This window comes from Frondihabitans sp. VKM Ac-2883 (assembly GCF_015350875.1).
Taxonomy (GTDB): domain Bacteria; phylum Actinomycetota; class Actinomycetes; order Actinomycetales; family Microbacteriaceae; genus Frondihabitans.
In genome coordinates, this window is the sequence record NZ_JADKSF010000005.1 from 220,791 (window position 1) to 247,448 (window position 26,658).

Consider the following 26,658-nt stretch of genomic DNA (forward strand, 5'->3'; position numbering starts at 1 on the left):
GCGGACGGTCAGATGAGACCGATGACGTTGTCTGCGCCGAGCGCACGCGCTTCGGCCAGCACCTGCCGGGCCTTGTCGGTGGAGTCGGCGATGTTCCAGAGCAGCACTCCCACCGGCACTCCGCCGTCGAGGTAGTAGACGACCGCCGACTCGTCGTCTTTCCAGTCTTCTACCGTCTGGAGCGACGAGTCGAGAGTGCCGACGGCCTCGTAGGCGAGATCGAAGACCTTCGAGTAGTACATCGGGGTGTGCGTGTACTTCTCGTCCGAGCCCGCCATGATGCGCCCGGCAGCAGCGCCCTGTTCTTTGGCGTTGTCGACGTGCTCGACCCGACGACGACCGAGGATCACATCGGGGTACGAGGCCACGTCGCCCGCGGCGGAAATGAATGGGTCGTCGGTCGCGAGCCGGAGGTCGACGACGATACCGTCGTCGACTGCCAGCCCGGACGCCTCCGCCAGAGCCACCGAGGGCTCGATGCCGAGGCCGACGACCACTCCGTCGACCTCGAGGGTCGAGCCGTCGTCGAGGGTGAGGAGGAAGCCCTCCGTCGCGGTCACACCCTTGTCGAGACGTCGACCGGCGGCGAGCGTCACTCCGTGGTCGCGGTAGCGCGCCTCGAATGCCGACTGCGCCGACTCGGGAAAGACCGAGCCGCCGAGGTGGTCGTCGGGAAAGACGATGGTGACCCGGGTGTCGTTCTGCACGAGCGCGGCGGCGATTTCGGAGCCGATGTACCCACCGCCGACGACGGCCACGTGCTTGCCCGAACCGGAGAGGGCGCGCAGGTGGCGGTAGTCCTTGGCTGTCCGGAAGTAGATGACCCGCTCGTCATCGTTCGGCAGGTCGAGGGTCGTCGGCTGTCCGCCGGTGGCAAGCAGCAGTCGGCCGTAGCCGATGCTGTCGCCACCGGTGGTGACGACGCGTCGGTCGATCCGATCAAGCCGGTCCACCCTCGTCGACAAGCGGACCTCGGCAGAGGTCTCGTCGACCGTGCCGAGGTCGTTGTCGTCTGGGGTGTAATCCGGGTCGATCCAGAGCTTCTTGGAGAGCGCAGGCCGCGTGTACGGCGCATCGACGTCGTCACTGAGGATCAGGATCGAGCCGTCGGCGTCGACCTCTCTGATGCCTTTGGCGGCGGCGTCGGCGGTCATGCCTCCGCCGATGATGACGTAGTCGTATGTCTGGTCAGCCATGGGCTGTGCTCCTCAGGTCGCTCCGGTGAATCTGATCTCGTGGCGCAGGGTCAGTTGGCGACGGCTCCGACGCGGTCGAGTCCGGCCTCGTTGGCCTTGTCGTCGCGATCGCGCGACGCCTTCGAGCGCTGGTCTTTCTCGGGGTGGCGGTTCTCGGCGCCGGTCATCCAGGCGAGCTGCTCGAGGCGCTCGAGAACGGAGTGCAGCACGTCGGCTGTCGTGGGGTCTTCGTCGTCGACGTCGTCGTGCACGGTGCGCATGGTGTCGGTGACGGCATACATGCGGTCGACGATGAGGTCGACGACATCGGTGGTCTCGACCGGGCCGGCCGGGAACTCGGCCAGGCTCGTGCTCTTGGTGACGGTGCTCGTGCGACCGTCGGGCACCAGATAGACGGCGCGCATGCGCTCGGCGACCTCGTCGGAGAAGCCGCGGGCGGCGTCGACGATCTCGTCGAGCTGCAGGTGCAGGTCGCGGAAGTTGGAACCCAGCAGGTTCCAGTGAGCCTGCTTGCCCTGGACGTGCAGTTCGATCAGGTCGACCAGAACCTTCTGAAGGTTGTCGTGAAGTTTTTCGGATCCTTGGAACATGGTTCCTCCTCGTGAGTTGAACGGTCTTGCGAACGGTAGTCCCCGTCCTTTATTGCGGCCTCAGTAGCTGTACCCCTCGGGGTGTATTCTTCGACCACCTGATTGCCTGAGGGGGCACCATGATGGGAAGAACACCCGGGGAGTGCGGTACGGTCGCCACCGCTGCCGCACAGACGTCGACGGCCTCGCGCGCCAGACCACCGGTGGTCGCCTCATCGGCATGGGGAGCCGTGCTGCCGCCGACCGTGCGAACACTCGAGCAGAGCCTCGTCTCGGCCTTTCACGCCTTCGACCTGATCGACCTCATGACGATGTCGCACCGCATCCGCGTGGTCGACGAGGTCACGGGAGCCGTGGTCGAGGCCGCCTTCGCCGCAACACGAGCCGGGCACGCGCGCTGGGCCTGCATGGTGCTTCGCGCGGCAGCCGACAGGCCGCCGACCTGGTCGTCGCTGTGCACGCGCTGGGACCAGATGATCGCCGAGGGCCTGGACGGGGTGAACACGGTCGACTGGGCCGATCGGCCCTGACCCCGGCGGCACGAGCCGACGCGACGCAGGGTCGCCTACGCTGAACCGCGTGGAACGAGACGACCGGAATCGAACGCGCCGCGGCGGGATCCTGCACTATCTCCGCTATCTGCCGCGCGACTACGAATTCGTCACCCGAAGCCACCTGCGCTCGCTGCTGACCGACGCGTCTGTGCCGAAGCGCTATCGGCAAGGCCACCTCGCTCCGATTCTGCTGCTGCCCGGCGTCTACGAGTCGTGGCGGCTGCTGCGCTGGTTCGCCGACGCTCTGAACGACGCCGGGCACCCGGTCGTCGTCGTGCCGGGGCTTGCGCACAATCGGCGTCCGATAGCCGACACGGCGCTCACGGCTCAGGCGATCCTCGACGCGCACGACCTCCGGGGCGTGCTGATCCTGTCCCACAGCAAGGGCGGCATCATCGGCAAGACGATGATGCTCGACACCGATCGGGGTGGTCGCATCGATCGCATGGTCGCCGTAAATAGTCCGTTCTCAGGATCCCGGATGGCGCGCTTCGTGCCCACCTCGGGGTTCCGTCCCTTTCTCCCCTCAGACCCCGCGCTCGCCCGGCTCAGCGGCCTCGTCGACGTCAACGCCCGCATCACCTCCGTCTATGCGGACTTCGACGGGCACGTGCCCGAGGGGAGCCACCTGCCCGGGGCGCGCAACGTCCGTGTGCCGATCGACGGGCACTTCCAGCTGCTCGGGCACGCGGCGGGGCGGGCGGCGGTGCTCGCGGCGCTGGCCACGGCGGGCCCGGCGGACCCTCAACCGACGAATTCGGCGTGACCCGGGGCCTATCGACACGGAATGGCCCAGCTCGTAGGCCGACGGCCCGCCCACACGCCGCTACTTCTCGCCGACAAGCTCCTCGCGCACCCGACGCAGGTCTTCGAGCAGCGACCCGATCAGGATCCAGTGCTCGGGGTCGGGTGCCAGAACCCGGAGCGGGGCGGTCAGCGCCGGCAGCTCATTCGCGGGCGCGGTGCCGCCGGATCCTGAGGCCGCGTTCTCTTCTCGGTCGTGCACCAGCAGTCGCACGTCATGGGCCGCCCGCCTCAGCTCATCGGCGATCCCGGCCACCACGTCGTCGTCGACGAGGTCGGGGTCGTAGTTGTCACGCAGCGACCGGGTCATGGCGACCACCCGGTGCACCAGGTTCGAGAGGGTGCCGAGCAGGGCGCGATCGGCCTCGAGGATCCGCCGCTGCCGCTTCGCCCGCGGGTTGAGAGTGAGGCTCTCCTCGCCCGTGGTGACCCCAGCTGCCGCCCGAGCCTGCAGGTCGCGCAGCGCACGGGCGCGGGTCAGCGCCGCATCGAGGTCGACGCGGGAGGTCGGCGTCTCGAGAGCCGAGGCCAGCGAGTCGAGAGCCGCTCCGAGGTCTCGAGCGAGCCGCCCGAGCGCGAGGTGCGCGGGCCCGAGCAGCACCGGCGGCACGATCAGTGCGTTGACCAGGAGCGCGATCACCGCACCGATCACCGTCTCGATGATGCGATCAAACGCGTAGCCCGGAGTGACGACACCGACCGACAGCACGAGCATCGCCGAGATGGGCACCTGGGTCGACGACGTCGGCGTGAGCCGCACCACCCAGGCCAGCAGCAGTGCCAGGATCACCGCGACCAGCACGATCCAGGTCTGGTCGTGACCGAAGAGGGCACCGACCCCGTAGGCGAGCGCGACGCCCATCACGACGCCCGCGCTCCGTTCGAGGCCACGGCCGAACGACTGATTGATGCTCGGCTGCACGACCAGCAGCGCGGCGATCGCGCCGAAGATCGGCAGCGCCTGGTCGAGGATCACAAAGCAGAGGATCCAGGAGACCACCACGGCGAGAGACGTCTTGACCACCTGCAGCAGCGGCAGTCTCGACGGCTGGCGGAGCCGCGCGACGAGTCTGCTCGGGGTGGGGGCCACGGGGTCAAGGGTACGGCCGGTCGGTATGGCCGCGGCGCGCCGCATCCGCCCGTATCCGTGACGAACTGTCGGGAAACTAGTTGACTGACGGTGTGTGGCCCAATTCCGCCGAAATTCTGCCCGCGGCCTTCCGCGGCAGCGGGGCGCGAGTGCTGTCGTTCCGTCCGCACTCGGTCGAGCCGTCGGGCGGCGGCTACCTCTTCGGGTACGAGGTCGACACCCTCGACGCCGACGGCACGTCGTCGACCGTCCTGACCTTTATCGACACCGACCCCGCCTCCGTCGAAGCCGGCGCGCGCGAGGGAGGCAGCGTCGTGAGCGACCCCGCGACCGGCTCGCCGGTGCGTGTGTGGGCCTACCCGTCGGATCCTGCGCTCCCCGCTCTCGCGAGCGTCACCTACCCCGATCGGGTCGTCGATCTCCTGGCCCGGATCGGGGTCCCCATCAGCACGCCGACACTGACCGTCGCCGCCTACCGCCCGGGTAAGCGCGCCGTGATCAAAGTCGAGAGCCCCGAGACAACCCTGTTCATCAAGGTGGTGCGGCCGACGCGGGCCGAGCCGATCGCCGCGCAGCACCGGGCTTTCGCACGAGCGGGCCTCCCGGTGCCGATAGTGATCGCAGCTCAGGCCGACGGGCTGCTCGTGCTGCAGAGGGTCGCGGGCGTTCCCGCCGGCACGCGCGTGCTGGGCCTCGCCGCGAGCACCGGTTTCGTGTCAGGGGTCGTGGCGCTCGCCGAAGCCGTCTCGCGGGTGGGTCTGACCCAGCCCGCGCAGGCGGATGCTCTCGAGAACGGCTCCTGGCACCGGCGCAGCCTGACCGAGTCGCTCCCCGACCGGGCTTCGATGATCCACGGCATCTATGACGAGATCGAGGCGCGCGTCAGCCGCTGGCCGAAGGGGGAGCTGCGGGTCGTTCACGGCGACCTGCACCTTGAGCAGCTCTTCGTCGATGCGGTCGATGTCGGCGTCGTCACCGGCCTCCTCGACATCGACACGGCGGGGCTCGGGCATCCGGCGCGCGATGCCGGCGCCCTCGTCGCGCATCTCGTCGTCACCGCCCAGTGGCACCGGGGCAACGGCGACCAGGCCGAGGCCCGCGCCTGCGAGAAGATTGCCGACGCCGTCGCCGACGAGTGGGTCGCCCTTCACCCGGAGTGGGCCGATCGGCTCCCGCCGACCATCGCGTCGCAGCTTCTGGCCCACGCCGGCGGCCAGGCGACCCTCGGAACGCCGGTCGGCCGCGAGAAAGCGCTGCAGCTGATCGACGCAGCCGAGGGGGCGCTCTGGCCCCGTCCGGCCGAACACGCCGAACCGGCCGCTCTTGACGGGCCTAGCGTGGGCACCGTGCACCTGCACCCCTGACCCTCTCGGAGGACGAATGAACCCGCCCCGGCTCGACACGGTTTTCTCCATTCCCACCGACGAGTTCGAGCCGCTGGCCACGTACGACGACGTGATCGTGGGCGGCGGGTTGACGGGGCTGGTGACGGCCCTACTGTTCGCCCGTCGCGGGCACACCGTCGCCGTGCTGGAGGCGGGGCACATCGGAGGGCTCGTTGCCGGCAGCTCGGCCGCCATGGTGAGCCTGCTGCAGGGAGCGCAGCTGCAGAAGATCCACCGGCGCACCTATCAGGGCGTCGTCGACGCGTCCGTGCAAGGCAATCGCGAGGCCTTCGACTGGCTCATCGACTACGCCGACGAAGCCGGAGTCGATCTGGAGCGCCGCGACGCCTTCACTTTCGCGACGACGCGACGCGGGCTCGCCCGGGTCGACGGGGAGTACCTCGTCGGTCGCGCGGCCGGCCTCGACCTCGTCAAGACGGTGGATCTCGACGTGCCGTTCGCGACCATCGGGGCGGTCCGGCTTCGCGACCAGGCGCAGGTCGACCCGCTCGAGCTTCTCGCCGCCCTCACCGCCGACGTGCGGGCGCTCGGGGGAGTGGTCATCGAGAACGTGCGCGTGACGGGGGTGCACGCGGGTGACCCGGCTACGACGCACACGGAGCTCGGCGAGGTCCGCTCCGAGCGAGTGCACCTCACGACGGGGGCGCCGATCCTCGATCGTGGCCTCTACTTCGCCAAGCTCTCGCCGCGCCGGTCGCTAGGGCTCGTCCTCTCCGACGTGCCCGAGAGCGATCTGCCCGAGGCCATGTACACCTCGGTCGACGACCCCGGGCGGTCGGTGCGGAGCCACCGTGATCAGCTGCTCGTGGCCGGCAACGAGCACGGGGTAGGGCGAGCAGCCTCGGAGGCCGTCCTCGCCCGCGACCTCCACGACTGGGCGGGCATGCACTGGCCCACCGCGCGCATCCGTCGCGTGTGGAGCGGGCAGGACCACGCCACCCCGCACGGCGTGCCCTTCGTCGGCTACCTGCCGCGAGGCCGAGGCCGCATCTACCTCGCGACCGGCTACGACTCGTGGGGCATGACGAACGCGATCTCGGCGGCACGCATGCTGGTCTCCGACGTCGTCGGAGACAACTCCAACTGGATGAAGACCATCCACCACCGCGTCACCACCCCCGTCGCGATCGGTGCCGGCCTCGGTGAGAATCTCGCGGTCGCCTGGTGGTTCGCCCGCGGCTGGACGAGGGCTCTCACCAATCCTCTGCAGCCGGGCGAGACACCGCCCGAGGGGCGCGGTCGCGTAGGATCCGAGGCGCTCGCGCCCGTCGCTCGCTCCACCGTCGACGGAGAAGTCTGCTCGCTCTCGGCAGTGTGCCCGCACCTCGGCGGGGTGGTCGCCTGGAACGATCAGGAGCTCACCTGGGACTGCCCGTTGCACGGGTCGAGGTTCCGCCCGGATGGCACCGTCATCGAAGGGCCGACGACTCGGGGGCTGCGGCGCCGCGACGCCTGACACGCCCGAGCCGGGCCGTGGTGGCAACCGGCGGCGTCGCGGGCGTAAACTGTGCCCTGCACCGAGTCGCGAGGGGCCGCTATCAGCGCCGTCGTTCGTCTGATGCAGTGCAAGCGGGTCGCGGCGCAAGCGTCGCGTGGTCACCGCATCCGATCCGGATGCGAGTCCGACGGGGGTCTCCTTCTCCTGTCCTCCGCACACCCGGGGTCGTCACCGAATGCCGGTCCCGAAGCAGTCCCTCGACATCGTCCGCATCGGCGTTTCTGCCGTCTGCCGACACCACACCCCGGCCACTGAACCGCGGGTTGCCATTAGGAGGAGCCTTGGCTCGACCAGGCCAGCGCCAGTCCGGCGGTACTCGAACCGCCTCCCGTTCGAACCACCGTCGCGTCCGCGATCTCGACAACGACGGCATCATCCCGGTGCTGGCGAAGGCCGTGCGCGAGGTCGAGGCCGCCGCCCAGCGCGGCCCCGTCAAGCCGTCGGTCCGCACGAAATTCCAGGTGGTCGCGCTGCTCATGCGCGAGGAGCGCGCCCGCGTCAAAGCCGACAAGACGGTCTCTGACGCCGACCGAGCCGAGCAGCTCAAGCGGCTCGACGGCGTCGCGACGATCCTCGCCAAGGCCGCGGCCCGCGACACGTCGCTCATCGCCCTCCTCGCCGAGGAGGCCGTGGTCTCCGACACGGCCAAGTCGCTCAAGCGCGACATGCTCATCGCCGCCGGCGTCGAGCTGAGCCCGGACGACCTGATCATCACCACCGAGGCCCCAGTCGCGCGCGTCGCCACCGAGCGCCAGGTCGTGCCGCAGTCGATCGTCTCCCGGCAGCTCGCCAACCCGTTCCTCGCGCCCGACTTCGCGCTCGCCGAGGTCAAAGAGGTGCACCCGCGCCGCCTGGCCAACTGGGAGCTCTTCGGTCCGCTCTTCAAGTCGTTCGAGTACGGCGCCGGCGGGGCCTCCGCGTGCATGGAGCTCCCCGAGCCCTCCACCCTCCGCGCCCCCGGCGGTACCGAGATGATGCGTCACCAGGCGCAGGTCGTGCAGGCCGCGGCCGAGGGCCATCGCACGTTTCTCCTCGCCGACGAGCCCGGCCTCGGCAAGACCGCGCAGTCGCTGCTCGCCGCGCAGGCCGCCGACGCGTACCCGCTGCTCGTCGTGGTGCCCAACGTCGTCAAGACGAACTGGGCCCGCGAGGTCGGGCTGTGGACGCCCCATCGCACCGCCACTGTCATCCACGGCGACGGCGACACCATCGACGGTTTCGCCGACATCGTCATCGTCAACTACGAGGTGCTCGACCGCCACGTCGGCTGGCTCGGCGACCTCGGGTTCCGCGGCATGGTCGTCGACGAGGCGCACTTCATCAAAAACAAAGACTCGCAGCGTTCGCGCAATGTGCTCCAGCTCGCCTCCAGGATCCGCGCCCGCACCGCTCATCCTCTCCTCATGGCGCTGACCGGCACGCCCCTCATTAACGACATCGAAGACTTCCGCGCGATCTGGCAGTTCCTCGGCTGGATCGACGACAAGAAGCCCGGCCCCGAACTGATGGAGGCCCTCGAAGAGACCGGCCTCACCCCGGCCGAGCCCGGATTCTTCGCTTCGGCGCGCTCCTCGGTGATCGACCTCGGCATCGTCCGCCGCCGCAAGGTCGACGTCGCGGCCGACATCCCCGCCCGCCGCATCGCCGACCTCCCCGTCGAGCTCGACGACGAGGTGGGCCGCTCCATCCGCGAGGCCGAGCGCGAGCTCGCCAAGAAGCTCGTCACCCGCTACCAGACGGCTCTCGCCACTCGCACCTCCGGCGTGCGCGTCGAGGGCATCGACCACGACCTGGTGCGCCAGGTCGCCAAGTGGGAGCTCGAAGACGGCGACGGCGCCAAGACCGGCGAGAACGTGTTCAGCATGGTCCGCCGCATCGGCCAGGCCAAGGCCGGCCTCGCCGCCGACTACACGGCGCAGCTGGCACGCAACGTCGGCAAGGTGGTGTTCTTCGCGAAGCACATCGACGTGATGGACACCGCCTCCGAGACGTTCGCCAAGCGCGACATCAAGTTCGCGTCGATCCGCGGCGACCAGACGCCGAGCGTCCGCCAGAAAAACATCGACGCGTTCGTCAACGATCCCTCCGTCTCGATCGTCGTCTGCTCGCTCACCGCGGCGGGCGTCGGCCTCAACCTCCAGGTCGCCTCCAACGTGGTGCTCGCCGAGCTCTCCTGGACCGACGCCGAGCAGACTCAGGCCATCGACCGCGTGCACCGCATCGGCCAGGAGGAGCCCGTCACCGCCTGGCGCGTGATCGCCGCCCAGACGATCGACACCAAGATCGCCGAGCTCATCGACTCGAAGGCCGGCCTCGCGGCCCGAGCCCTCGACGGCGACGACTCCGAGATCGTGGCGTCGTCCGACATCCAGCTCGGCGCCCTCGTCGCGCTGCTGACCGAGGCGCTCTCGGCGTCTCCGTCGGCGCGGAAGGCTGCGCCGCAGCGTCGTCGCTAGCGCCGCGTTGCTTGCGCCCCGTTGCTTGCGCCCCTCGGGTGGTGTCGCTAACCGTTTGACTCATTGCTAACCGTTTATTCGGTAAGTCGTGCGTCAAACGGTTAGCGATGCCTCCGTACGACCTCGGGTGCGAGGAGATGAGCCAGCCGCCCCGGCGTCACCGCGTCGTGCCAGGTCCATCTCGTGAATGCGCGCACCTCCGGCAGCTCGCGCATCCAGTCCTCGCGCGACTTCTCCCGAATGACCACTTCACTCGCATCGAGGCCAGACCACCGCCCCGAATCGCGGTACTTCGTCATGCCGTCGAATTCGCCGACGCGGCGTGACCTCCTCCAATAGAAGTCCGAGAAAGCGATCTCTCCGTTGGGGCCCTCGAAGCGATACTGCAGCTCGGGGGGTTCGACCCCCGATTCAGCCATCACGACACGACTCAGAGACTCCCCGGGCCGGTTGGCTCGTTCGTCTGCGAAGTCGATGGCCCTCGCGGCCCGGATGCGGCCACGGGCGTTTCCCCTTGACTCGAGTTCGGTTCGGAGCTCTTCCCTCGTGGCCAGGCCGACGCGCAGGCAGTGATCCAGCACGACGACCGCGTGGCGGAACGTCACAGTGAGGGCGATGTCGACGACCGTGCGGCGGGGCGTCGTCACGAGAACTCCGAACACATGGTCGACATCGGTCGCCTGGAGAGCCCCGGCGTGCTTGACCACCGCGCTGTTCATGATGGTCTGACTGACTGCGGGGTCGGTCACGTGTGCCCGTTTCGGTGGTGGACCGAGCCGTGGCAGACCCCAAAACGGGGCTGCGGAGGTGTGGGAGATAACGCATTCTCGATGCAGCGTGCTCACCGCTGCCACCGTCACGAGGATCTCTCGGGCGATGTCAGTGAGCTCGGCCCAGTGGCTGGCCCGCACATAACGGCCCGGCGTCAGCCGGATGAGTTCACGACGCAGGCATGCTCGTCGGACAGCGCTGTCGTCGAAAGACGAGTGCACGAGAAGCTCGGGGCCAGGAGCAAGAGACATCGCACCAGACTGCCGACGGCCGCCGCCGAGCAGGGGGCGAGGGGGACAGCTGTGCAGAACTCGCCCAGCACCCGGGGTGTTAGCTCGGGCCAGACAACGATCGTCGCACGGAAGCGAGCAACCCGAACATGCCCGAATTCAACGGATACGCCCACGTCGCCCTGACGGTGACCGACCTCGAGAAGAGCCTGCCGTTCTTCACCTCGGTGTTCGAGACCGAGCCCGCGGGGGAGCTGGTGACCGACGATTTCGTCCGCAAGATCTTCCCGGTCGGCGAAGGCCAGGTGTTCGGAGTGACCGAGTACACCGTGAAGGGCGACGCCGACCGCTTCGACCCCCGACACCCGGGGCTCGACCACGTGAGCTTCGCCGTGCCGAGCCGGGGCCGCGTCGTGGCCCTGAAGAACCGCCTCGCCGATGCCGGAATCGACGGCGACCTCGTCGAAGCCCCCTACGGAACAGTCTTGAACGTCAAGGATCCCGACGGTAACGCCATCGAGTTCTTCGCCCCTTCCGCAGGCTGACGATGGCCCTCGGGCATGATCTCCGCGAGGGGTGGCGACTTTTCGTCCCGTACGCGCGCGAGGTTGTCACGCCACGGCGGCGCCGAACCCTCGTCACGACGGTGGTGGTGCTCGGGGTGGGTGGTGCGGCGGTGTTTCACGCCCTCGTGCCCGGATTCGAGACCGAAGGGGCGCGGATCCTGGTGTCTTTCGCCGTCGGCCTGGCCGCTGCTGCCATCGCGGCGTGGATCGAGCTGTTCCGCTGGCGGCCGGCGATCACCGAGAGCCAGAAGTTCGGGGGCGTACGGGGTTTCACGCCGGAAATCGATAGGGAGATCCTCGCGGCCTACCGGGCCGGACGTGAGCCGAACGTCTCGATCAACGACCGCATAGCAGCGGCGGACAGGGCAGAGGGCTTCCGCGTAGGCCTCTGTCGAGGGTTTCTTACTCTTTGGCCCACACCGCTGATGTTTGTGTCGTTTCTCGGCGCTGGCGTAGGCCTCGTCATCGACTCAGGCGGCAGGCTCATCGGTGGCTTCGGGGGCGTCTTCGGAGCGCTCGTGCTGGTCGTCAACCTGCCTTCATTCCTTGCGCTGCTAGGCCGGACAACAGCACCCGTCGCAACGAGGCCCGAGGGCGAACCGGAGCCCGAACTCAAGAAGACGCGCAAGCCCTACCGGACCCTCGGCACCGACCACCCCGACGACTACACCTAGAGCTCCGCCGGGGCGAGAACGCTTACAGGCGCGACTTGACCTCGGCCAGCGACGGGTTGGTCGCCGACGACCCGTCGGGGAAGATCACGGTCGGCACGGTCTGGTTGCCGTTGTTGACCTGCTCGACGATCTCGGCGGTGCCGGGCGTCTCTTCGATGTTGATGTCGGTGTAAGCGATGCCGTCTTTGGTCAGCTGCTGCTTGAGCCGTGCGCAGTAGCCGCACCAGCCGGTCGAGAACATCGTGATGGTGCCCGCCTCGGGCACATAGGTCGCGTCGATGGTGGTCATGTCGAGAAGAATACGCCGGGCATCTGACAACGCGAGGATCGACAGCAAAGGATCCGAGGAGTTGAGTGGACGAGACACCATCGACTTCCGACGAAAGGGCACATCCATGCCGCAGACCATTGCCGACCAGCTCATCGCGCAACTCGTCGAGGCGGGTGTGCGTCGCATCTACGGGATCGTCGGCGACAGCTTGAACCCGGTGGTCGACGCGGTGCGCCGGACGGGTGGGTCGGCAAAGGGTGGGATCGACTGGATCCACGTGCGGCACGAGGAGGCCGCCGCGTTCATGGCGTCGGCGGAGGCCCAACTCACGGGGCAGCTCGCGGTGTGTGCCGGATCCTGCGGTCCGGGCAATCTGCATCTGATCAACGGGCTCTACGACGCCCACCGCTCGGGCGGACCGGTGCTCGCGATCGCGAGCCACATTCCGGCGAACCAGATCGGCATGTCCTACTTCCAGGAGACGCACCCCGATCGCCTGTTCACCGAGTGCTCGGGCTACTCCGAGATGATCTCGACGGCCGAGCAGGCGCCCCGTGTGGTCGCCAGTGCGATCCGACACACGCTGGCCGGCAACGGGGTCAGCGTCATCACACTGCCGGGCGACATCGCCGAGTTCGAGGCGGCAGGCCACGTGCCCGCGTACGTCGCGACAAAACCGCCGACGCTCGAGCCCAACCGCGACGACCTGCAGAACCTCGCCGACGCACTTAACGAGGCGAAGACCGTTGCGCTGTTCGTGGGCGCCGGGGCGATCGGCGAGCACGACGCCGTGATCCGACTCGCCGACGTGCTCAAGGCGCCGGTCGGGCACTCGATGCGCGGCAAAGACGTCATCCAGTACGACAACCCGTTCGACGTCGGCATGACCGGCCTGCTCGGCTACGGAGCCGCTCACGCCGGAATCCACGATGCCGACGTAATGGTGATGCTCGGCACCGATTTTCCGTACGACCAGTTCTTGCCTGACGGTGACAAGGTCAAGGTCGCCCAGGTCGATGCCGATGCGGCGAACATCGGTCGCCGAGTCGACGTTCACCTGCCCGTTCACGCCGAGGTCGGGCCGACGATCCGCGCGCTGCTGCCGCTTCTCAAGCCGAAGAAGAACCGGAAGTTCTTAGATGGGCTGCTGAAGAAGCACGAACGCCTCATGAACGGCGTCGTCGGCTCGTACACGAAAGACGCGACGAAGATCGTGCCGATCCACCCCGAATACGCCGCGAGCGTCCTCGACGAGATCGCCTCCGACGACGCGATCTTCACCGCCGACACCGGCATGTCGAACGTGTGGAGCGCCCGCTACATCACGCCTAACGGCCGCCGTCGGATCATCGGCTCGTACCTGCACGGCTCGATGGCCAACGCCCTCCCGCAGGCGGTCGGCGCGTCGTTCGCCTACCCGGGCCGGCAGATCGTCTCGATGTCGGGTGACGGCGGGCTGTCGATGCTGCTGGGGGAGCTCGTCACCGTCGCTGCCTACAAGGTCCCCGTCAAGATCGTCGTCTTCAACAACTCGACACTGGGGCTCGTCAAGGTCGAGATGCTCGTCGCCGGCTTCCCCGACTTCGGCGTCGACGTGCCGTCGACTGACTACGCGGCCGTCGCCCGGGCTCTCGGCATCCACGCCGTCCGGGTCGAGGATCCGCGCGACCTCCACGATGCACTCGAGGCCGCTTTCGAGCACGACGGCCCCGCACTCGTCGACATCGTCACCGACCCGCGGGCGCTGTCCCTGCCACCGACGATCACCGGAGCGCAGGTGAGGGGCTTCGCCCTGGCGATGTCGAAGATCGTGATGAACGGTGGGGCGGGCGAAGCCGTGGCGATGGCCCGGTCGAACCTGCGGAACGTGCCCCGGCCGTAGGTCGGGCCGGCGGGCGAGCGGGCTGGCGCTTGCAAATTCGAAGGAAAAACCGGCGCCGCGCGACGTGTTCATGCGGATCCGGGCCCCAGCAGCCGCCGGATCTCCTTCAAATTTGCAAACGCCGCCACAGGAGCGAGGCCGCTACTGAATGGCGGGCGCACTCCGGGAGACGAGCCGACCGACCGCACCGAGCGGGATCCCGATCCAGCCCGGCCGGTTACGCGACTCGTAAATCGCCTCGTACACGGCTTTGTCGATCTCAAACGCGTCGAGGAGGGTCCGCTGCGCGCGCACGTCGATGCCGGAGGCGGCGACGTAGCCGTCGATGAAGGCCCGGCGTGCCGCGTGCGACCACTCCGATGCGTTGACCGCGGGCTGCTCCTGCGCCAAGGATCCGGCGACGTAGTCGAACGATCGCAGCATCCCGGCCACATCGCGCAGCGTCACATCGGGCCTCGACCGCTCGGGCATGGGCCGGAGCGGCTCGCCCTCGAAGTCGAGGAGCACCCAGCCGCGCGTCGGCGACTGCAGGGCCTGCCCGAGGTGGAGGTCGCCGTGGATGCGCTGGAGCGACGGCCAGTCGAGCGCCCCCACCGCGTCGTACACGGCGTTGATCGCGCCCTCATATTCGGCGATCGCCGGTACCTCGCGCGCCGCGGTAGTGATGCGGCGGCGCATGCTGACGAGTGCCGCGTCGATCTCGTCGGGGCCGGCGGCAACCGTCCCGAGCTCGGAGGCGAGAGTGGCGTGGACCTCGGCGACGGCCTCGCCGAGGGCGCGCGCCGAGTCGGTGAAGTCGACGCCGCTACGGGCCGCGTCGAGAGCGACGCGCCAGGCGTCCTCGGATCCTGAGAGGAACTCCTGAGCGAAGGCGAGGTGCCCGTTCGCTTCTCCGCCCTCACGACCCGGGTCGGGCCAGCTCGCGGTGAGGTAGCCGAGCGACTCCGGCACCCGCGACGAGCCACCGTGCGTTAGCGCCGCCTGCGAGGTCACATCGGGGTTGTCACCGTGGTGCAGCACGCGGAAGACCTTCGTGATGACCCGGTCGACCGGACCGTCTTGGACGTCGTAGATGATCGACGTGTTCGACTGCTCGCCCTCGAGCACCTTGGTGCGGGTGACGCGACCAGGATCCGTGACGAGATGCCCCTCGGCGTGAAGGTCGGAGCCGTCTACCCGGCGCCGCTCGACCAGGGTGCGAAGCAACTCGTGAGTGTAGGCGGGGTCGTGCGGACCGTCGTAGAGGTAGAGGCCGTCGCTCGACCCGATGAAGGCGTGGTCGCCTCCCGAGAGCGGGGTCGGCCTGGCGACGACGGGCACCTGGTACAGCACCGGAACGTCGGGCGCCTCGTCGATCACGAGGAGCGTCATTACGAGAGCGTCGTCGACCATCGACTCCATGCTGCCGATGACTCGGATCTTGGGCAGGCGACCTTTCGTGGCGTACCAGCGCTGGCGCGCCATCCATCCGGCAAGTGAGGGGGCGACAGCGTCCATTTCAGCAGACTACGCCGGGTGCCTCGACGTTTGTCACCCGCATCCGATAGACAGGGGGCATGAAGCGGCAGCTGGAGATCGAGCGCAAGTACGACGTCGACCACGAGACCCGGGTGCCAGAGCTAATGGGCGTCGGCCCGGTGGCGACCACGACCACCGAGGAGGCCTTCACGCTGCGGGCGGTCTACTTCGACACGGCCGAGCACCTCCTGCTGACGAACCGCATCACACTGCGTCGCCGCGAGGGTGGGCACGACGCCGGATGGCACGTGAAGCTGCCCGCCTCACGAGACGCCGAGTCGACAGCCACCCCGGCGCGGCACGAGCTGCACGCGTCCCTCGGTGCGGCCGCCGACGAGCCGCTGCCCGCGGCGCTCCGGTCTGCGGTCGAGGTGATCTTGCGCGGACGGCCTCTTCACCCGGTGCTGGTGCTCGAGACGCGTCGCACCGTGACGACCCTGCTCGACATCGACGGCGACCCGCTCGGCGAGGTCGCCGACGACGAGGTGACGGCTACAAACCCCGACACGGCCGCAATCCGCTCCTGGCGCGAATGGGAGGTCGAGCTCGCGCCCGGCGTCGGCCGGTCCGACGGCGAAGCGGTGCTCGACGCGGTCGGCGGCGTGCTCGAGAGCGCCGGGGCGAGCGTGTCCGCGTCGAAGTCGAAGTTGGCGCGCGGCCTCGGCGACTCCCTGCCCGGCACGAAGGCGATCGCCCTCCCGGGAGACGACGGCGCTGTTCTGGCCCCGTCGTCGGCCGGTGAGTTCCTTCTCGTCCAGATGGCGGCTCTCGTCGACGACCTGGAGCGACTCGACCCTCCGGCGCGCGATGGCGCCGACGATGCGGTGCATCGCTTCCGGGTGACCGTGCGTCGGCTCCGGGGCCTCCTCCGCGTCTATTCCGGAATCATCGACCCCGAGACCGCGTCCGCCCTCGACGCGGCCCTCGCCCCCGTCAGTGCGGCAGCCGGGGTCGCCCGCGACATCGAGGTGGCCGAGCAGCAACTGGCCCTCGATCTTGCTGATGCGCCGGAGGGCCTGGTGACGCACGACACGCTCGCTCGATTGCGGGCATCCCTCGGCGAACTCGGGGCGGAGGCCGGACGTGACCTGAGTCGGATCCTGAACGATGTCTCGTACTTCGAGACGCTCGACCGGCTCGACGCCCTCATCGGGCCGGGCGGCATCGAGGCGATCACGGGCGACTCGGCCGACAAGTCGGCGTCGAAGTTCGCCGCCCTGAAGATCGCTAAGGAGTCGAAGCGGGCCCGTCGCCGAGCGGTCGCGGCCGCCGATGCCTACGGAGAGAGCGGTGGGTTCGACGCGGAGCTCCTGCACCGGGCACGGAAGGCCGCCCGGCGGTTGCGCTACGCGATCGATGCTCAGCGCGGGGCGACGCTGAAGGGGAGTGTCAGCCCCAAAGCCGCGCATGCCCTCCAGGATGCCCTGGGCGACGCGCTCGACGCGCACGCGGCTTCTGAGCGCTACCGAGCGGCGGCTGATGTCGCCCGGTGGGCGGGCGAAGACACTTTCGGGTACGGCGTGCTGACGGCTCTGGCCCTCGCCCGCCGCGATCGCGCCCTGCGGCGCCTGCCCAAGCTCGCCGAGAAGTTGTAGTTTGCAGGTTGCACGGCCGAAACCTCAGAATTGACGCCTCCAGCGCCAGCAAACCGGTCGATTTTGAGGTCTTGACGAGCGCAGCTCAGGCGCGACCGTCGAGCAGCGCCACGATCTTCTGCACGGTGGCATCGTTGCGAGCCGTCACGGCCACCCCGAGCGAACGCCACCAGGCGGGCGGCACCTTCGTCGCGAGCACGCCGTCCGGCAGCCACTGGTAGACGGCCGAGGCCGTGACGACGAGCTCCTCGGGAATCAACTCGCTCGCAGCGGGCCGCCCGACCGAGACGTCGATCACCCCGGCCGGGAACGACACCGCGATCCGATTGCCGGGCCGGCCCTCGGCGCGCAGCGGGTTCGCCTGGGCGACCGCGCGTAACGCCTCGGCCGACACGACCATCAGCTCGCAGTCGACACCGGTGGCATCTCGCACACCCCGGCGCAGAACCGCAGGATCCGGGTCTCCCGCAGCCCGAAAAATCACATTCCCGCTGTTCAGGAGTGTCGCGACCTCGGCATGACCCGCATCGACGAACACCTGGCGCAGGGCCGCCATCGGCACGCGCTTCGCGGTGCCGACGTTGATGCCCCGGAGGAGGGCGACCCAGTCGGGCATCAGCTCCCAGACGAGGCGGACGCGGCAGACACCGCAGCGTCAGGGGCAGACATGTCACCCGCCAGCCCCAGCACCTCGAGCAGCCACGCGATCTCGAACGCCCGCTCGCGCCACGACTCGTACCGGCCCGAGACGCCGCCGTGCCCGGCCTGCATCTCGATCTTCATCGATGCGGGCGCTCCCGCGTCGCGCAGGCGCGCGACCCACTTCGCGGGCTCCACATAGAGCACGCGGGTGTCGTTGAGGCTCGTCACTGCCAGGATTTTGGGGTAGCCGGAGGCATCGTCGGCGACGTTCTCGTAGGGCGTGTACGTCGCCATGTAGTCGTAGACCTCGGGGTTGTGGAGCGGGTCGCCCCATTCGTCCCACTCGATCACGGTCAGCGGCAGGTCGGGGTCGAGGATCGACGTCAGGGCGTCGACGAAAGGAACAGCGGCGAGGATCGCGGCGAAGCGATCCGGCGCCAGGTTCGCCACCGCACCCATGAGCAGGCCGCCGGCGCTTCCGCCCTCGGCGACGAGCTGGGCCGGCGTGGTCCGCCCCTCGGCGATGAGGTGGTCGGCGACCGCGACGAAGTCGGTGAAGGTGTTGCGCTTGGTCAGCGTCTTGCCGTTCTCGTACCATTCGCGACCCATCTCGCCGCCACCGCGCACGTGCGCGACTGCGAACACGACGCCGCGGTCGAGCAGCGACAGGCGCGCGACGCTGAAGGCGGGGTCGATGCTGTGCTCGTACGAGCCGTAGCCGTAGAGATGCACCGGCGACGGAGTGCCGAGCGTCACCGCATCGCGCTTCCACACCAGCGAGATCGGCACGCGGGTGCCGTCGGCGGCCGTCGCCCACTCGCGGCTCTGCTCGTAGTCGGCGGCGTCGTAGTCGCCGAGCACCACCTGCTGCTTCAGGATCCGACGCTCGCCCGTCGCGACCTCGAGGTCGGCGATCGTCGTCGGGGTGACGAACGACGACAGGACGTAGCGCGCGGTCGCCTGGGTGAACTCCGGGTTGCCCGCCCAACCGGCCGTGAAGAGGGCTTCGTCAAAGGCGAGCACCTCCAGGGCTCCGAAACCGCTGTTGTCACCCGGGAGTGGCACGATGCCGATCTGGGAGAGTCCGTCGGCGCGGAAGTCGATCAGGAGGTGACCGGCGAAGGCGTCGACCGACTCGAGTCGACGATCGGCCCGGTGGGGGAGCACCACGCGGCGGTCGGTCGTCGAGGCGGGATCGTCGGCCGGAACGTCGACCAGCTCGAAGCCGACTGCGCCCTCGTTGTGCAAGACGAGCAGTCGGTCGCTGCCGTCGACGATGGCGTGGTCGACCTCGTACTCGATTCCCTCGCGGCGCGGCCACACGACGCGGAACTCGCCGGTCGGGTCGGAGGCGTCGAGGATCCACGTCTCGCTCGTGATCTTCGAGCCCGCCTCGATCACCAGGTACTGACGGCTGCGGGTCAGGCCGATGCCGATCCAGTAGCGGTCGTCGGCCTCGTGGAAGATGCTGACGTCGTCGCCGGTGCTGCCGACCTCGTGCCGCCAGATGGTATCGGGCCGCCACGACTCGTCGACCGTGGGGTAGAAGAGATAGCGGCCCGAACCGTCGAAAGTGGCGCCGGGTGCGGTCTCGCGGATCTCGTCTCGGAGGTCGGTTCCGGTGACGAGGTCGCGGATCCTGAGAGTGTAGCGCTCGTCGCCCTCGAGATCGACGCCGAACGCGAGGAGGCGGCCGTCGGGGGAGACGTCGAAGCTGCCGAGCGAGAAGAAGTCGTGGCCCTCGGCCTCGATGTTGCCGTCGAAGATGACCTGCTCGCCTTCGGCCGGCACCCCGGCTTCGATGGTGGGAGGGGTCCAGTCGTCGGGCCCGTCGATCGGCAGCCGGCACTGGATGCCGTACTGCTTGCCCTCGGCGGTCCGTGAGTAGTACCAGTACGACCCTTCGCGGGTGGCGACACCGAGGTCGGTCTCTTGCACGCGCCCCTTGATCTCGTCGAAGATCGTCTGTCGCAGCCCCTCCAGGTGTCGCGTCGTCAGCTCGGTGTACGCGTTCTCGGCCTCGAGGTGAGCGATGACCTCGGGGCTTTCTTTCTCGCGGAGCCACTCGTAGTCGTCGACGAAGTCGCGGCCGTGGTGACTGCGTGTGACTGGCTTCTTCGGTGCGCGGGGGGCTTCGGGCAGATCAGCAATGGCCATGCGACAAGCCTAGTGACGGGGTGCTGTCTCGAGTCTGTAGGAGAGGGACCAGACGGCACGGCTGAGTGGGGGATGCCACAGGGCGATCTCGCGCAGAAACTCCAATTCGGCGTCGAGCCCCAGCCCGGTAGGGGATCCTGATCCGGCATGCCCGAACGCATCGGCTCGGAGCGAGATCACGACGTGCTCGTCGACGCTCGGCAGGTCGGGGATGACCTCCCACGGGTCTTCGCCCTGTCGGCAGCGGAGCTCGATCAGAGTAGCCAGCTCGTCGTGGGCCTCGGCTCGGAGCACCTCGAGGCTGCGCCCGGCCCCGGCGAATCGGGGACGCTCGGGGGTGGTGCCCTCAGCCATCGATGCGGATGTCTCTCTCGACCATCCGTCGATGCTACGCCTGGCACGATGGGTGGATGACTGCCGCCACCCAGGTGCCCGACGACCTCCTCCGCGTCTGCGTCGCCTACCTCTGCCGCGAGGTCGGCGGGCGTCGTCAGGTGCTCCTCGGTCGCAAGAAGCGCGGCCTCGGCGAGGGTCTCTTCGTCGGCCTCGGTGGAAAGTTCGAGGCGGGGGAGACCGAGCTCGAGGCGATCGTCCGCGAGATCGAAGAGGAGTCGGGCGTCATCGTCGAGAAGAGCGACCTCGATCGACGCGGAGACCTGCGCTATCTCTTTCCGGACCGACCAACCTGGAGTCAGCGTTCGACGGTCTTCGTCGCGGTGCGGTGGGCCGGTGATCCGTCCCCCAGTGACGAGCTCGACCCTGAGTGGTTCGACGTGTCCGATCTGCCCCTTGATCAGATGTGGGACGATGCTCGCCGGTGGCTCCCAGAAGTGCTCGATGGGGGACACGTCTCGCGCGAGTTCGTCTTCGGCCCCGACCTGGCAACTGTCTCTACACACCGCCCGATTCGGTTCGGACCCGCGTAAGTTGAGGGTTGTTCCCCCAAATGGGTGCCACCTTGACAGGGGGACGCGCCCGATCTGATCAGTCAGTAGATTCGGTGTATTGCCACCCGTCGGGTGACAAATCAGCACAGCTGAGGGAGCATCATGACCGTTTTCGATAGCCGGGTGACACGCCGTGTCCGCCGTCCGGGCGACAACCGCCGTACCCCTCAGAACAACAACGGCGACTCTCGGCCCGTCGGCTGGGTAGCAGCCCTCGTGTGGCCCGCCGTCTGGACTGCCGTTATCGCCGGAGCCCTCCTGGGTGCTGAAGGGCGCCTCATCTTCTGGGCGGGAGTCGCGGGCGTGCTTGCGATGTTCGCCCGTCAGGCCGTCAAGGTCGCCGCGCGCAACGTCCGCGGAGCGAACCTCATCATCGACAGCGCCCCCTACCCCGAGCGCGACATCTGACCTTTCCGGCTTCCTTGTCGGCATCCGGGGGTTTCCGCTCCCCGGCACATGCTCACTTGAGAGCGATTTGGCGACCGAGTCACACCAGTTACTGCCGTGCGGGGTCGTTCAGCCGGGATCGCTCTCAAATTGGCGGCTAGTCCCTACCACTGAGCCCCTACCGCTGAGCCCCTACCGCCGAGCCCCGTCCACTCAGTGACAGCTACCCGTTGAGCGGAGTGTCGACGTCGCGCGAGCCGTCGGCCGTGGCGTGCATCACCGGGCGCACGAAGAAGTCGATGATGCCGAAGAGCACGGCGCCCATGAAGGCGAAGATCGCGTAGCTGTCGAAATGGCGCGCTGTGTCTCCGCCGCGGGAGGCCAGCACGATCGACAACACGTAGAGCACGACAGCGCCCACGATGAACAGGACGACGAGCCCCAAGAAGAGGCGGTGGAGCTGAAGGCGAGTCACCGCTTTAGGATACGCCGCCGCCCGACGAGCCCCCGTCGCCCGTGGGTGGAGCGGGCGGTTCGCGCCGAGCGCCGGCGGGCACCTGCACCGGCCGCGTGCGGGGCGCCTCGGCCTCGAGCCCCGTGACGGACCCCAGGAAGGGGTCGGACGTCGAGGGATCGTCGAACCCGTGAGCGGAATCGAAGTCGTCGGGGCCCTGGAAGTCGGCGCGCTCATCGACCGGAATGGTCGCGATGGTGCCGGTGTCGCTGCGCGACAGGCCGTGGCGGGCCAGCACCTCGTCGCGCTCACTGATCAAGAACTCGCGGTTCGCCGCCTGGGCGTCTTGGAACATCGTGGTGCTCCCCGTCAGGATGGCGTGGATGCGCCGGCGCTCCCAGAATTGCTTTCCGGTGATCATCAGGACGACGCCGCCGACGGCATAGGCCGCCATCATCGTGAGCCCGCGGCCGAAGCCGGGCCCGACGTCGTAGAGCTCGCGCTTGAGCATCTCGGTGATGCCGGAGCCGACGACCACGTGGTTGAGCCAGGCGAACGGCTGCGGCATGAACCACGACGGGTAGGCCGCACCCGACGAGGGCATCGACAAGAAGATGAACACGACCATTGCGGGCAGTGCGATGAACCGGCCCGCGAAGTAGCTGAAGCCGTTGACCGCGAGGCCGATCGCGACGATCCAGCCCCAGCCGATAAGGAAGAGCATGCCGAAGTGCCCGTGGACTGCGCCGATGACGGGCCCCGCGAGCGTATTGGTGATCGCCGAGATCAGCACACCACCGCTCAGAATGACGACGACGCGAGTGCGGTGGCGGAGCGGAGCGCCCATGAGGCCGATGAACATCGCGACCATGTAGCCGCCGATGCACCACGAGAGCATGAGGTAGAGCGAGACCGTGCCGTATTCGTCCCACACCGGAAGTGGCGCGAGATCGGTCGAGGTGACGGTGATGCCCTGGGCTGCGAAGATCGGCTCGAGTGTCGCCGGAATCAGCGCGGCGACCTGGTACTGGTGGGCGGTGGCGCGATAGACGGTGTCGGTTGACCCATCGAACGCGATGGCGACATGACCGTGGAGGACGGCCTGCCGGGCACTGTCGACTGACGCGTACGCCTGCAGGTCGAGCACGCCGGGAAGCGCCTTCTCGATGGCGGCCCGAAGCCCGGCCGGTGCATCGACGAGGGCGACCGGCACCTCGTGCGGGTGTGGCGCGTGAAAGGCGGCTACGTAGCAGAGGCAGAACATTACGATGAAGAAGAGCGGAAGCCACAGTTGCAGCCCGATCAACTGGAGCGACGGATGCAAGGATCCGTACCACCGTCGAAAGGCCGACGGGCCGCGAAGCGCCAGGCTCGTTGCACGATTAGCCACTGATCCGCCTCTCTGAGTGCCTTCGACCACGATAACCCTGACCGCCGACACCCGCCGCGGCCCTCCACAGTCGACCCGGCGTGACGCCGTCGACCTCGTGGACGACGCCTACGACCTCGTGCGCGACACCGCCGACGTGTCCATGGCGAGCTCTTCGGCGTCGAGTCCGAGCAGCACTCGGCGCATGACCTCCTCGTCGAGGTTGCCGTTGTCTCGCTCGCGCAGCACGACCTCGCGCCGTTTCTGCAGCAGCTCCCGCCGAATGCTGGCGAGGGCGCGGGCGTTGTTGCGGGCGGGCCGGGCCAGCGTCGGATCGGGCGTGATGTCGGGGATCACGACGTGCGGTGTGGATCGCATGTCGGCCCCGCGCTCGGGCGAAGCGGGCTCGACCGACTCGGCCGCGGGATCCTGCTCGTCGGATTCGGCGTCGCTGTCTTCGCGAAGGCCCTGCCGGAAGGCGGCGTCCTGCCGCTGCAGGCGCTCCTTCAGGATGGTGATGCCCCGGTCGATCGACTCTTCGCCCCACTCTTTCGCCCAGGCGTCACGTCGGGTGTCGAGGTAGTCGACGGCCTCCTGAGTGCTGTTGGAGACCAGCTTGAGCTCGGCCTGGACGTCGCGTTCGGCCTGCGTGAGGTCTTGAACACCGAGTCGGCGGATCACCCAGGGCAGGGTGAGCCCCTGCAACAGCAGTGTGCCCACGGTCACGACGAACGCGATGAGGAACATCACGTCACGGGCGGGCACCTCGACACGGCTCTCGGTGATGACGGGGATCGAGACGGCCGCCGCGAGGGTCACCACGCCGCGCATGCCCGTCCACGAGAGCACGAGCAGCTGTTGCCACGACAGCTTCGGATCTCGCCTCCCCCAGATCATGCGTCGGACACGGGCTCGTCGGAACCGCCGGAAGCGCGCGTGCACGATCAACTTGATGCCCCGCGACCAGTAGTAGGTGACGAAGATGAAGATCGGTCTCACCACGATCACCACCCCGAGCACGATGAAAGCGACTCCCACGCTCTGGCCCAGACTGCGACCGCTCTCGGTGACGTCGGTCACGACCGTGCTGAGCTGCAGTCCGATCAGCGCGAAGACGAAGCCCTCGAGCGTGACGTCGGCCGCCGCCCAGATGGGTCGCTCCTGGAGACGCGAGGCGTAGCCCGATTTTGGCGAGTTGTAACCCACGTAGAGCCCGGCGGCGACGACCGCGAGCACGCCGGAGCCCTGCAGCTGCTCTGCCGAGATGTAGGCGAGGAACGGCAGGATCAGGCCGATCACGATCTCGACCACCGGGTCTTTGACGTGCATGCGGAGGTAGTGCGCGACGATGCCGAGCACGAGACCGACCGCGACGCCGACGCCGATAGCCAGACCGAAGATGCCGAGGTCTTGCCAGATGGTGAGCGCCGCGCCGCCGACGATGGCAAGGAACACCTTGACCAAGGTGAGCGAGGCGGCGTCGTTGATGAGGCTCTCGCCCGAGATGACGGCCATCATCTTGCGGGGCAGGCCGAGCTTGCGGCCGATCGAGGCGGCGGAGACGGCGTCGGGCGGAGCGACGACGGCCCCCACGAGGATCGCCGCGGGCAGAGTCATGTCGGGGATCAGCACATAGGCGATCCAGCCGACGACGAGCGCGGTCACGATGACGAGGAAGATGCCGAGACGCCGGATCTGCACGAGACTCTGGCGGAAGTTCTGGAACGACACGTCGAGCGAGGCCGAGTAGAGCAGCGGGGGAAGGATGATCGTCAAGATCACCTCGGAGTCGATCTCGATATCGGGAAGCCCGGGAATGAACGAGACGAGCAGTGCGACGGCAACCACGAGCAGGGGAGCGGGCAGACCGCGCCAGCGCGCGAACGCCGTGATCGTCAGAGACCCCGCGAGGATGAGAAGGAGTTCGAGAAGTTCCACGTGGGTTCCGTCCATCGTGCAGTGAGCGCAGAGGTGCCATTCTGCCAGGTGGCACCCAGGCTCCGCCTGTGCTCGGGGTTCATCCGGGTTTCGTAGCATGCGGGGGTGATGCGAAGGCGGACGACCTCAGGCGAGGTGCTCGGTGTGGCCGAGCGCGGAATAAGAGCGTGGCGGGGTATCCCGTACGCGGCGGCACCCGTGGGTGCCCTGCGGTACCGGGCCCCGTCGGATCCTGCGCCCTGGCGCGGCGTGCGGAACGCGCGGCACTTCGGGCCGGCGTGTCCGCAGGATCGCGACCGGTTCGTGGGTATCGACGCGACGACCCCGCAAGACGAAGACTGCCTGTCGATCAATGTGATCGCCCCCGAAGGATCCGAGGCGGCCGCCTCCCTGCCCGTCCTGGTGTTCATCCACGGTGGCGCGTATGCCGTGGGATCGTCGCGCGAGTTTCCGCGGCAGGGCGAGCAGCTCGTGCGCGAGGGCGGAATCGTCTACGTCTCGTTTAACTACCGGCTTGGCGGGTTCGGCTACGTGGATCTCACGGCCTGGTCGACCGAGGAGCGACCGATCGACTCCAACCTCGGCCTCCGCGACCAGGTGAAGGCCCTCGAGTGGGTTCGCGACAACATTCGCGAGTTCGGGGGAGACCCCGAGCGCGTGACGATCTCGGGCGAATCGTCGGGCGGCAACGCGGTGACGACGCTCATGACGGTGCCGAGCGCGAAGGGGCTCTTCGCCGGAGCCATCGCCCAGTCGTCGCCGACCAACGCCATCTACCCCCGCGAGGTCACCGAGAAGTGGGCGGGCGAGTTGCTCGAGCTGCTCAGCCGCGAGGTGCGCGATGACGACCTCGAGTCGACCTCGCACGAAGACGCGGTCGCCCTGCTCGAGAAGGCCGGCGCGCACCACATCGTCCGGGCGACGTCGAAGCTGTTCCTCCGGGCTCCCGACGATCAGCCCGGCTCGATCTTCCTGTCGCCCGTGATCGACGGCGACTTCTTGCCCGAGCGCCCCCTCGACGCTTTCAAGGCCGGGCGTGCGCACCCGGTGCCGTTGATCATCGGCACCAACGACCGAGAGGGCTCGGTCTTCACGGGCCGCCGCGACATCCTGGCGACGACACCGCTCAGGATCCGCGCGATCTTTGCCAACACGACCAAGAAGGCGCGCAAGGCCATCACCAAGCAGTACCCGGGCCTGCCGGCGCGGCGTCCCGCCCTCGACTTCGGGGGCGACTTCTCGTTCTGGTTCCCGTCGGTGAAGGTGGCGGAGAGGCACGCCCGGTTCGCCCGCGTGTACTTCTACCGTTTCGACGCGGCGCCCCGGATCCTGCGTCTCGCGGGGGTCGACGCGTTCCACGGTCTGGAGCTGTGGGCGCTCTTCGGCCGGATGAATTCGGCCTTCGGCGCGGCGATGAGCCTGCTCGGGGGTCGGCGGGCGTTCCTCGCGACGGCGGCCCGCATGCGGCGGCGCTGGCTGGAGTTCGTCGTCACGGGAGGGGTCGCCGACTGGCCGTCGTACGACCCGTTCCGCAGGCGGACGCTAATCATCGACCGCGTCGACCGGGTGGAGTTCGACCCGCGCGGAGAGCGGCGGCGCGTGTGGCAGGACTTCGTGCCGCATATCTGACGGCGACGCCCGTCGGGCGGTTGTTCACACGCCG

The 26,658-nt window shown here is 68.5% G+C and carries 24 protein-coding genes; 12 read left to right on the forward strand and 12 right to left on the reverse strand.

The features are described from left to right. Positions 1–8: 8 nt before the first annotated feature. Both ITJ49_RS11415 and ITJ49_RS11420 read right to left on the reverse strand, forming a co-directional pair. A complete protein-coding gene (locus ITJ49_RS11415; protein ID WP_194605316.1) occupies positions 9–1,196 on the reverse strand; it encodes an NAD(P)/FAD-dependent oxidoreductase in 1,188 nt (395 codons plus the stop codon). Between the two features lie 50 nt (positions 1,197–1,246). Continuing rightward, complete coding sequence (locus ITJ49_RS11420) at positions 1,247–1,786, reverse strand: Dps family protein (RefSeq protein WP_194605319.1); 540 nt, start codon at positions 1,784–1,786, stop codon at positions 1,247–1,249. Between the two features lie 119 nt (positions 1,787–1,905). Here ITJ49_RS11420 and ITJ49_RS11425 point away from each other — a divergent pair, with 119 nt between their 5' ends. Both ITJ49_RS11425 and ITJ49_RS11430 read left to right on the forward strand, forming a co-directional pair. Next, a complete protein-coding gene (locus tag ITJ49_RS11425) occupies positions 1,906–2,316 on the forward strand; it encodes a hypothetical protein (protein WP_194605322.1) in 411 nt (136 codons plus the stop codon). Between the two features lie 49 nt (positions 2,317–2,365). After that, the gene (locus tag ITJ49_RS11430; RefSeq protein ID WP_194605325.1) at positions 2,366–3,106 is read left to right on the forward strand and encodes a triacylglycerol lipase; all 741 of its coding nucleotides are present in this window, start codon (positions 2,366–2,368) and stop codon (positions 3,104–3,106) included. Between the two features lie 60 nt (positions 3,107–3,166). On the opposite strand, the gene ITJ49_RS11435 is transcribed toward ITJ49_RS11430, so the two are convergent. After that, on the reverse strand, positions 3,167–4,234 hold the full coding sequence (locus ITJ49_RS11435) for an FUSC family protein (protein ID WP_370544485.1): 1,068 nt from the start codon (positions 4,232–4,234) through the stop codon (positions 3,167–3,169). Positions 4,235–4,326: 92 nt separating this feature from the next. On the opposite strand from ITJ49_RS11435, the gene ITJ49_RS11440 reads away from it, so the two are divergent. The 3 genes from ITJ49_RS11440 to ITJ49_RS11450 all read left to right on the forward strand — a co-directional run bounded on the left by ITJ49_RS11440 (position 4,327) and on the right by ITJ49_RS11450 (position 9,594). Next, positions 4,327–5,598 carry a phosphotransferase gene (locus tag ITJ49_RS11440; RefSeq protein ID WP_194605331.1) on the forward strand — a complete coding sequence of 424 codons (1,272 nt, stop codon included), beginning with the start codon at positions 4,327–4,329 and terminating at the stop codon, positions 5,596–5,598. Between the two features lie 16 nt (positions 5,599–5,614). Continuing rightward, entirely contained in the window at positions 5,615–7,096 is a 1,482-nt protein-coding gene (locus ITJ49_RS11445) for an FAD-dependent oxidoreductase (RefSeq protein ID WP_194605334.1), read from the forward strand. Between the two features lie 323 nt (positions 7,097–7,419). Further along, positions 7,420–9,594 carry a DEAD/DEAH box helicase gene (locus ITJ49_RS11450; protein WP_194605337.1) on the forward strand — a complete coding sequence of 725 codons (2,175 nt, stop codon included), beginning with the start codon at positions 7,420–7,422 and terminating at the stop codon, positions 9,592–9,594. A 101-nt stretch (positions 9,595–9,695) separates the two neighbouring features. Here the strand turns inward: ITJ49_RS11450 and ITJ49_RS11455 are convergent, their stop codons facing one another. Continuing rightward, positions 9,696–10,343 (reverse strand): hypothetical protein, encoded by a 648-nt coding sequence (locus ITJ49_RS11455; RefSeq protein ID WP_194605340.1) that lies wholly within the window; start codon positions 10,341–10,343, stop codon positions 9,696–9,698. 401 nt (positions 10,344–10,744) lie between these two features. Here ITJ49_RS11455 and ITJ49_RS11460 point away from each other — a divergent pair, with 401 nt between their 5' ends. Together ITJ49_RS11460 and ITJ49_RS11465 are read left to right on the forward strand one after the other, a co-directional pair. Continuing rightward, positions 10,745–11,140, forward strand: coding sequence for a VOC family protein (locus ITJ49_RS11460; RefSeq protein ID WP_194605343.1), 396 nt, complete (start codon positions 10,745–10,747; stop codon positions 11,138–11,140). Positions 11,141–11,322: 182 nt separating this feature from the next. After that, positions 11,323–11,835: a hypothetical protein gene (locus tag ITJ49_RS11465; protein WP_194605347.1), complete on the forward strand. Its 513-nt coding sequence runs from the start codon at positions 11,323–11,325 to the stop codon at positions 11,833–11,835. 22 nt (positions 11,836–11,857) lie between these two features. Here ITJ49_RS11465 and ITJ49_RS11470 read toward each other — a convergent pair whose 3' ends face one another. Beyond that, on the reverse strand, positions 11,858–12,124 hold the full coding sequence (locus tag ITJ49_RS11470) for a mycoredoxin (RefSeq protein ID WP_055963893.1): 267 nt from the start codon (positions 12,122–12,124) through the stop codon (positions 11,858–11,860). A gap of 106 nt (positions 12,125–12,230) precedes the next feature. On the opposite strand from ITJ49_RS11470, the gene ITJ49_RS11475 reads away from it, so the two are divergent. Further along, positions 12,231–13,988: a pyruvate dehydrogenase gene (locus ITJ49_RS11475; protein ID WP_194605349.1), complete on the forward strand. Its 1,758-nt coding sequence runs from the start codon at positions 12,231–12,233 to the stop codon at positions 13,986–13,988. A gap of 141 nt (positions 13,989–14,129) precedes the next feature. On the opposite strand, the gene ITJ49_RS11480 is transcribed toward ITJ49_RS11475, so the two are convergent. Next, on the reverse strand, positions 14,130–15,485 hold the full coding sequence (locus ITJ49_RS11480) for a phosphotransferase (protein WP_194605352.1): 1,356 nt from the start codon (positions 15,483–15,485) through the stop codon (positions 14,130–14,132). A gap of 59 nt (positions 15,486–15,544) precedes the next feature. Here ITJ49_RS11480 and ITJ49_RS11485 point away from each other — a divergent pair, with 59 nt between their 5' ends. Beyond that, positions 15,545–17,101, forward strand: coding sequence for a CYTH and CHAD domain-containing protein (locus ITJ49_RS11485; RefSeq protein ID WP_194605355.1), 1,557 nt, complete (start codon positions 15,545–15,547; stop codon positions 17,099–17,101). An 85-nt stretch (positions 17,102–17,186) separates the two neighbouring features. Here the strand turns inward: ITJ49_RS11485 and ITJ49_RS11490 are convergent, their stop codons facing one another. From ITJ49_RS11490 to ITJ49_RS11500, 3 genes are read right to left on the reverse strand one after another with little or no spacing between them, the layout of a single operon-like run. Continuing rightward, a complete protein-coding gene (locus tag ITJ49_RS11490; protein WP_194605358.1) occupies positions 17,187–17,717 on the reverse strand; it encodes a DUF1697 domain-containing protein in 531 nt (176 codons plus the stop codon). After that, entirely contained in the window at positions 17,717–19,900 is a 2,184-nt protein-coding gene (locus tag ITJ49_RS11495; RefSeq protein ID WP_194605361.1) for a S9 family peptidase, read from the reverse strand. Before ITJ49_RS11495 ends, ITJ49_RS11490 begins: the two co-directional genes overlap by 1 nt. A gap of 9 nt (positions 19,901–19,909) precedes the next feature. Next, the gene (locus ITJ49_RS11500) at positions 19,910–20,254 is read right to left on the reverse strand and encodes a hypothetical protein (protein ID WP_055962630.1); all 345 of its coding nucleotides are present in this window, start codon (positions 20,252–20,254) and stop codon (positions 19,910–19,912) included. Positions 20,255–20,310: 56 nt separating this feature from the next. Here ITJ49_RS11500 and ITJ49_RS11505 point away from each other — a divergent pair, with 56 nt between their 5' ends. Then, complete coding sequence (locus tag ITJ49_RS11505; RefSeq protein ID WP_194605364.1) at positions 20,311–20,826, forward strand: 8-oxo-dGTP diphosphatase; 516 nt, start codon at positions 20,311–20,313, stop codon at positions 20,824–20,826. 123 nt (positions 20,827–20,949) lie between these two features. Further along, positions 20,950–21,255 (forward strand): hypothetical protein, encoded by a 306-nt coding sequence (locus ITJ49_RS11510; protein WP_194605367.1) that lies wholly within the window; start codon positions 20,950–20,952, stop codon positions 21,253–21,255. A gap of 202 nt (positions 21,256–21,457) precedes the next feature. Here the strand turns inward: ITJ49_RS11510 and ITJ49_RS11515 are convergent, their stop codons facing one another. From ITJ49_RS11515 to ITJ49_RS11525, 3 genes are all read right to left on the reverse strand, one after another. Beyond that, positions 21,458–21,709, reverse strand: coding sequence for a hypothetical protein (locus ITJ49_RS11515; RefSeq protein WP_055962622.1), 252 nt, complete (start codon positions 21,707–21,709; stop codon positions 21,458–21,460). A 4-nt stretch (positions 21,710–21,713) separates the two neighbouring features. Further along, positions 21,714–23,078, reverse strand: a complete 1,365-nt coding sequence (locus ITJ49_RS11520; protein WP_194605370.1) for an ABC transporter permease — start codon at positions 23,076–23,078, stop codon at positions 21,714–21,716. A 108-nt stretch (positions 23,079–23,186) separates the two neighbouring features. Continuing rightward, entirely contained in the window at positions 23,187–24,995 is a 1,809-nt protein-coding gene (locus tag ITJ49_RS11525; RefSeq protein ID WP_194605373.1) for a sodium:proton antiporter, read from the reverse strand. A gap of 108 nt (positions 24,996–25,103) precedes the next feature. On the opposite strand from ITJ49_RS11525, the gene ITJ49_RS11530 reads away from it, so the two are divergent. After that, positions 25,104–26,624 (forward strand): carboxylesterase/lipase family protein, encoded by a 1,521-nt coding sequence (locus tag ITJ49_RS11530; protein ID WP_194605559.1) that lies wholly within the window; start codon positions 25,104–25,106, stop codon positions 26,622–26,624. The last annotated feature ends 34 nt before the right edge of the window (positions 26,625–26,658 follow it).

Bases quoted from the DNA above. Each gene is read 5' to 3' on its own strand.
- ITJ49_RS11415 (WP_194605316.1), bottom strand. From the start codon at position 1,196: ATGGCTGACCAGACATACGACTACGTCATCATCGGCGGAGGCATGACC.
- ITJ49_RS11420 (WP_194605319.1), bottom strand. From the start codon at position 1,786: ATGTTCCAAGGATCCGAAAAACTTCACGACAACCTTCAGAAGGTTCTG.
- ITJ49_RS11425 (WP_194605322.1), top strand. From the start codon at position 1,906: ATGATGGGAAGAACACCCGGGGAGTGCGGTACGGTCGCCACCGCTGCC.
- ITJ49_RS11445 (WP_194605334.1), top strand. From the start codon at position 5,615: ATGAACCCGCCCCGGCTCGACACGGTTTTCTCCATTCCCACCGACGAG.
- ITJ49_RS11460 (WP_194605343.1), top strand. From the start codon at position 10,745: ATGCCCGAATTCAACGGATACGCCCACGTCGCCCTGACGGTGACCGAC.
- ITJ49_RS11470 (WP_055963893.1), bottom strand. From the start codon at position 12,124: ATGACCACCATCGACGCGACCTATGTGCCCGAGGCGGGCACCATCACG.
- ITJ49_RS11475 (WP_194605349.1), top strand. From the start codon at position 12,231: ATGCCGCAGACCATTGCCGACCAGCTCATCGCGCAACTCGTCGAGGCG.
- ITJ49_RS11480 (WP_194605352.1), bottom strand. From the start codon at position 15,485: ATGGACGCTGTCGCCCCCTCACTTGCCGGATGGATGGCGCGCCAGCGC.
- ITJ49_RS11485 (WP_194605355.1), top strand. From the start codon at position 15,545: ATGAAGCGGCAGCTGGAGATCGAGCGCAAGTACGACGTCGACCACGAG.
- ITJ49_RS11490 (WP_194605358.1), bottom strand. From the start codon at position 17,717: ATGCCCGACTGGGTCGCCCTCCTCCGGGGCATCAACGTCGGCACCGCG.
- ITJ49_RS11495 (WP_194605361.1), bottom strand. From the start codon at position 19,900: ATGGCCATTGCTGATCTGCCCGAAGCCCCCCGCGCACCGAAGAAGCCA.
- ITJ49_RS11500 (WP_055962630.1), bottom strand. From the start codon at position 20,254: ATGGCTGAGGGCACCACCCCCGAGCGTCCCCGATTCGCCGGGGCCGGG.
- ITJ49_RS11505 (WP_194605364.1), top strand. From the start codon at position 20,311: ATGACTGCCGCCACCCAGGTGCCCGACGACCTCCTCCGCGTCTGCGTC.
- ITJ49_RS11510 (WP_194605367.1), top strand. From the start codon at position 20,950: ATGACCGTTTTCGATAGCCGGGTGACACGCCGTGTCCGCCGTCCGGGC.
- ITJ49_RS11530 (WP_194605559.1), top strand. From the start codon at position 25,104: ATGCGAAGGCGGACGACCTCAGGCGAGGTGCTCGGTGTGGCCGAGCGC.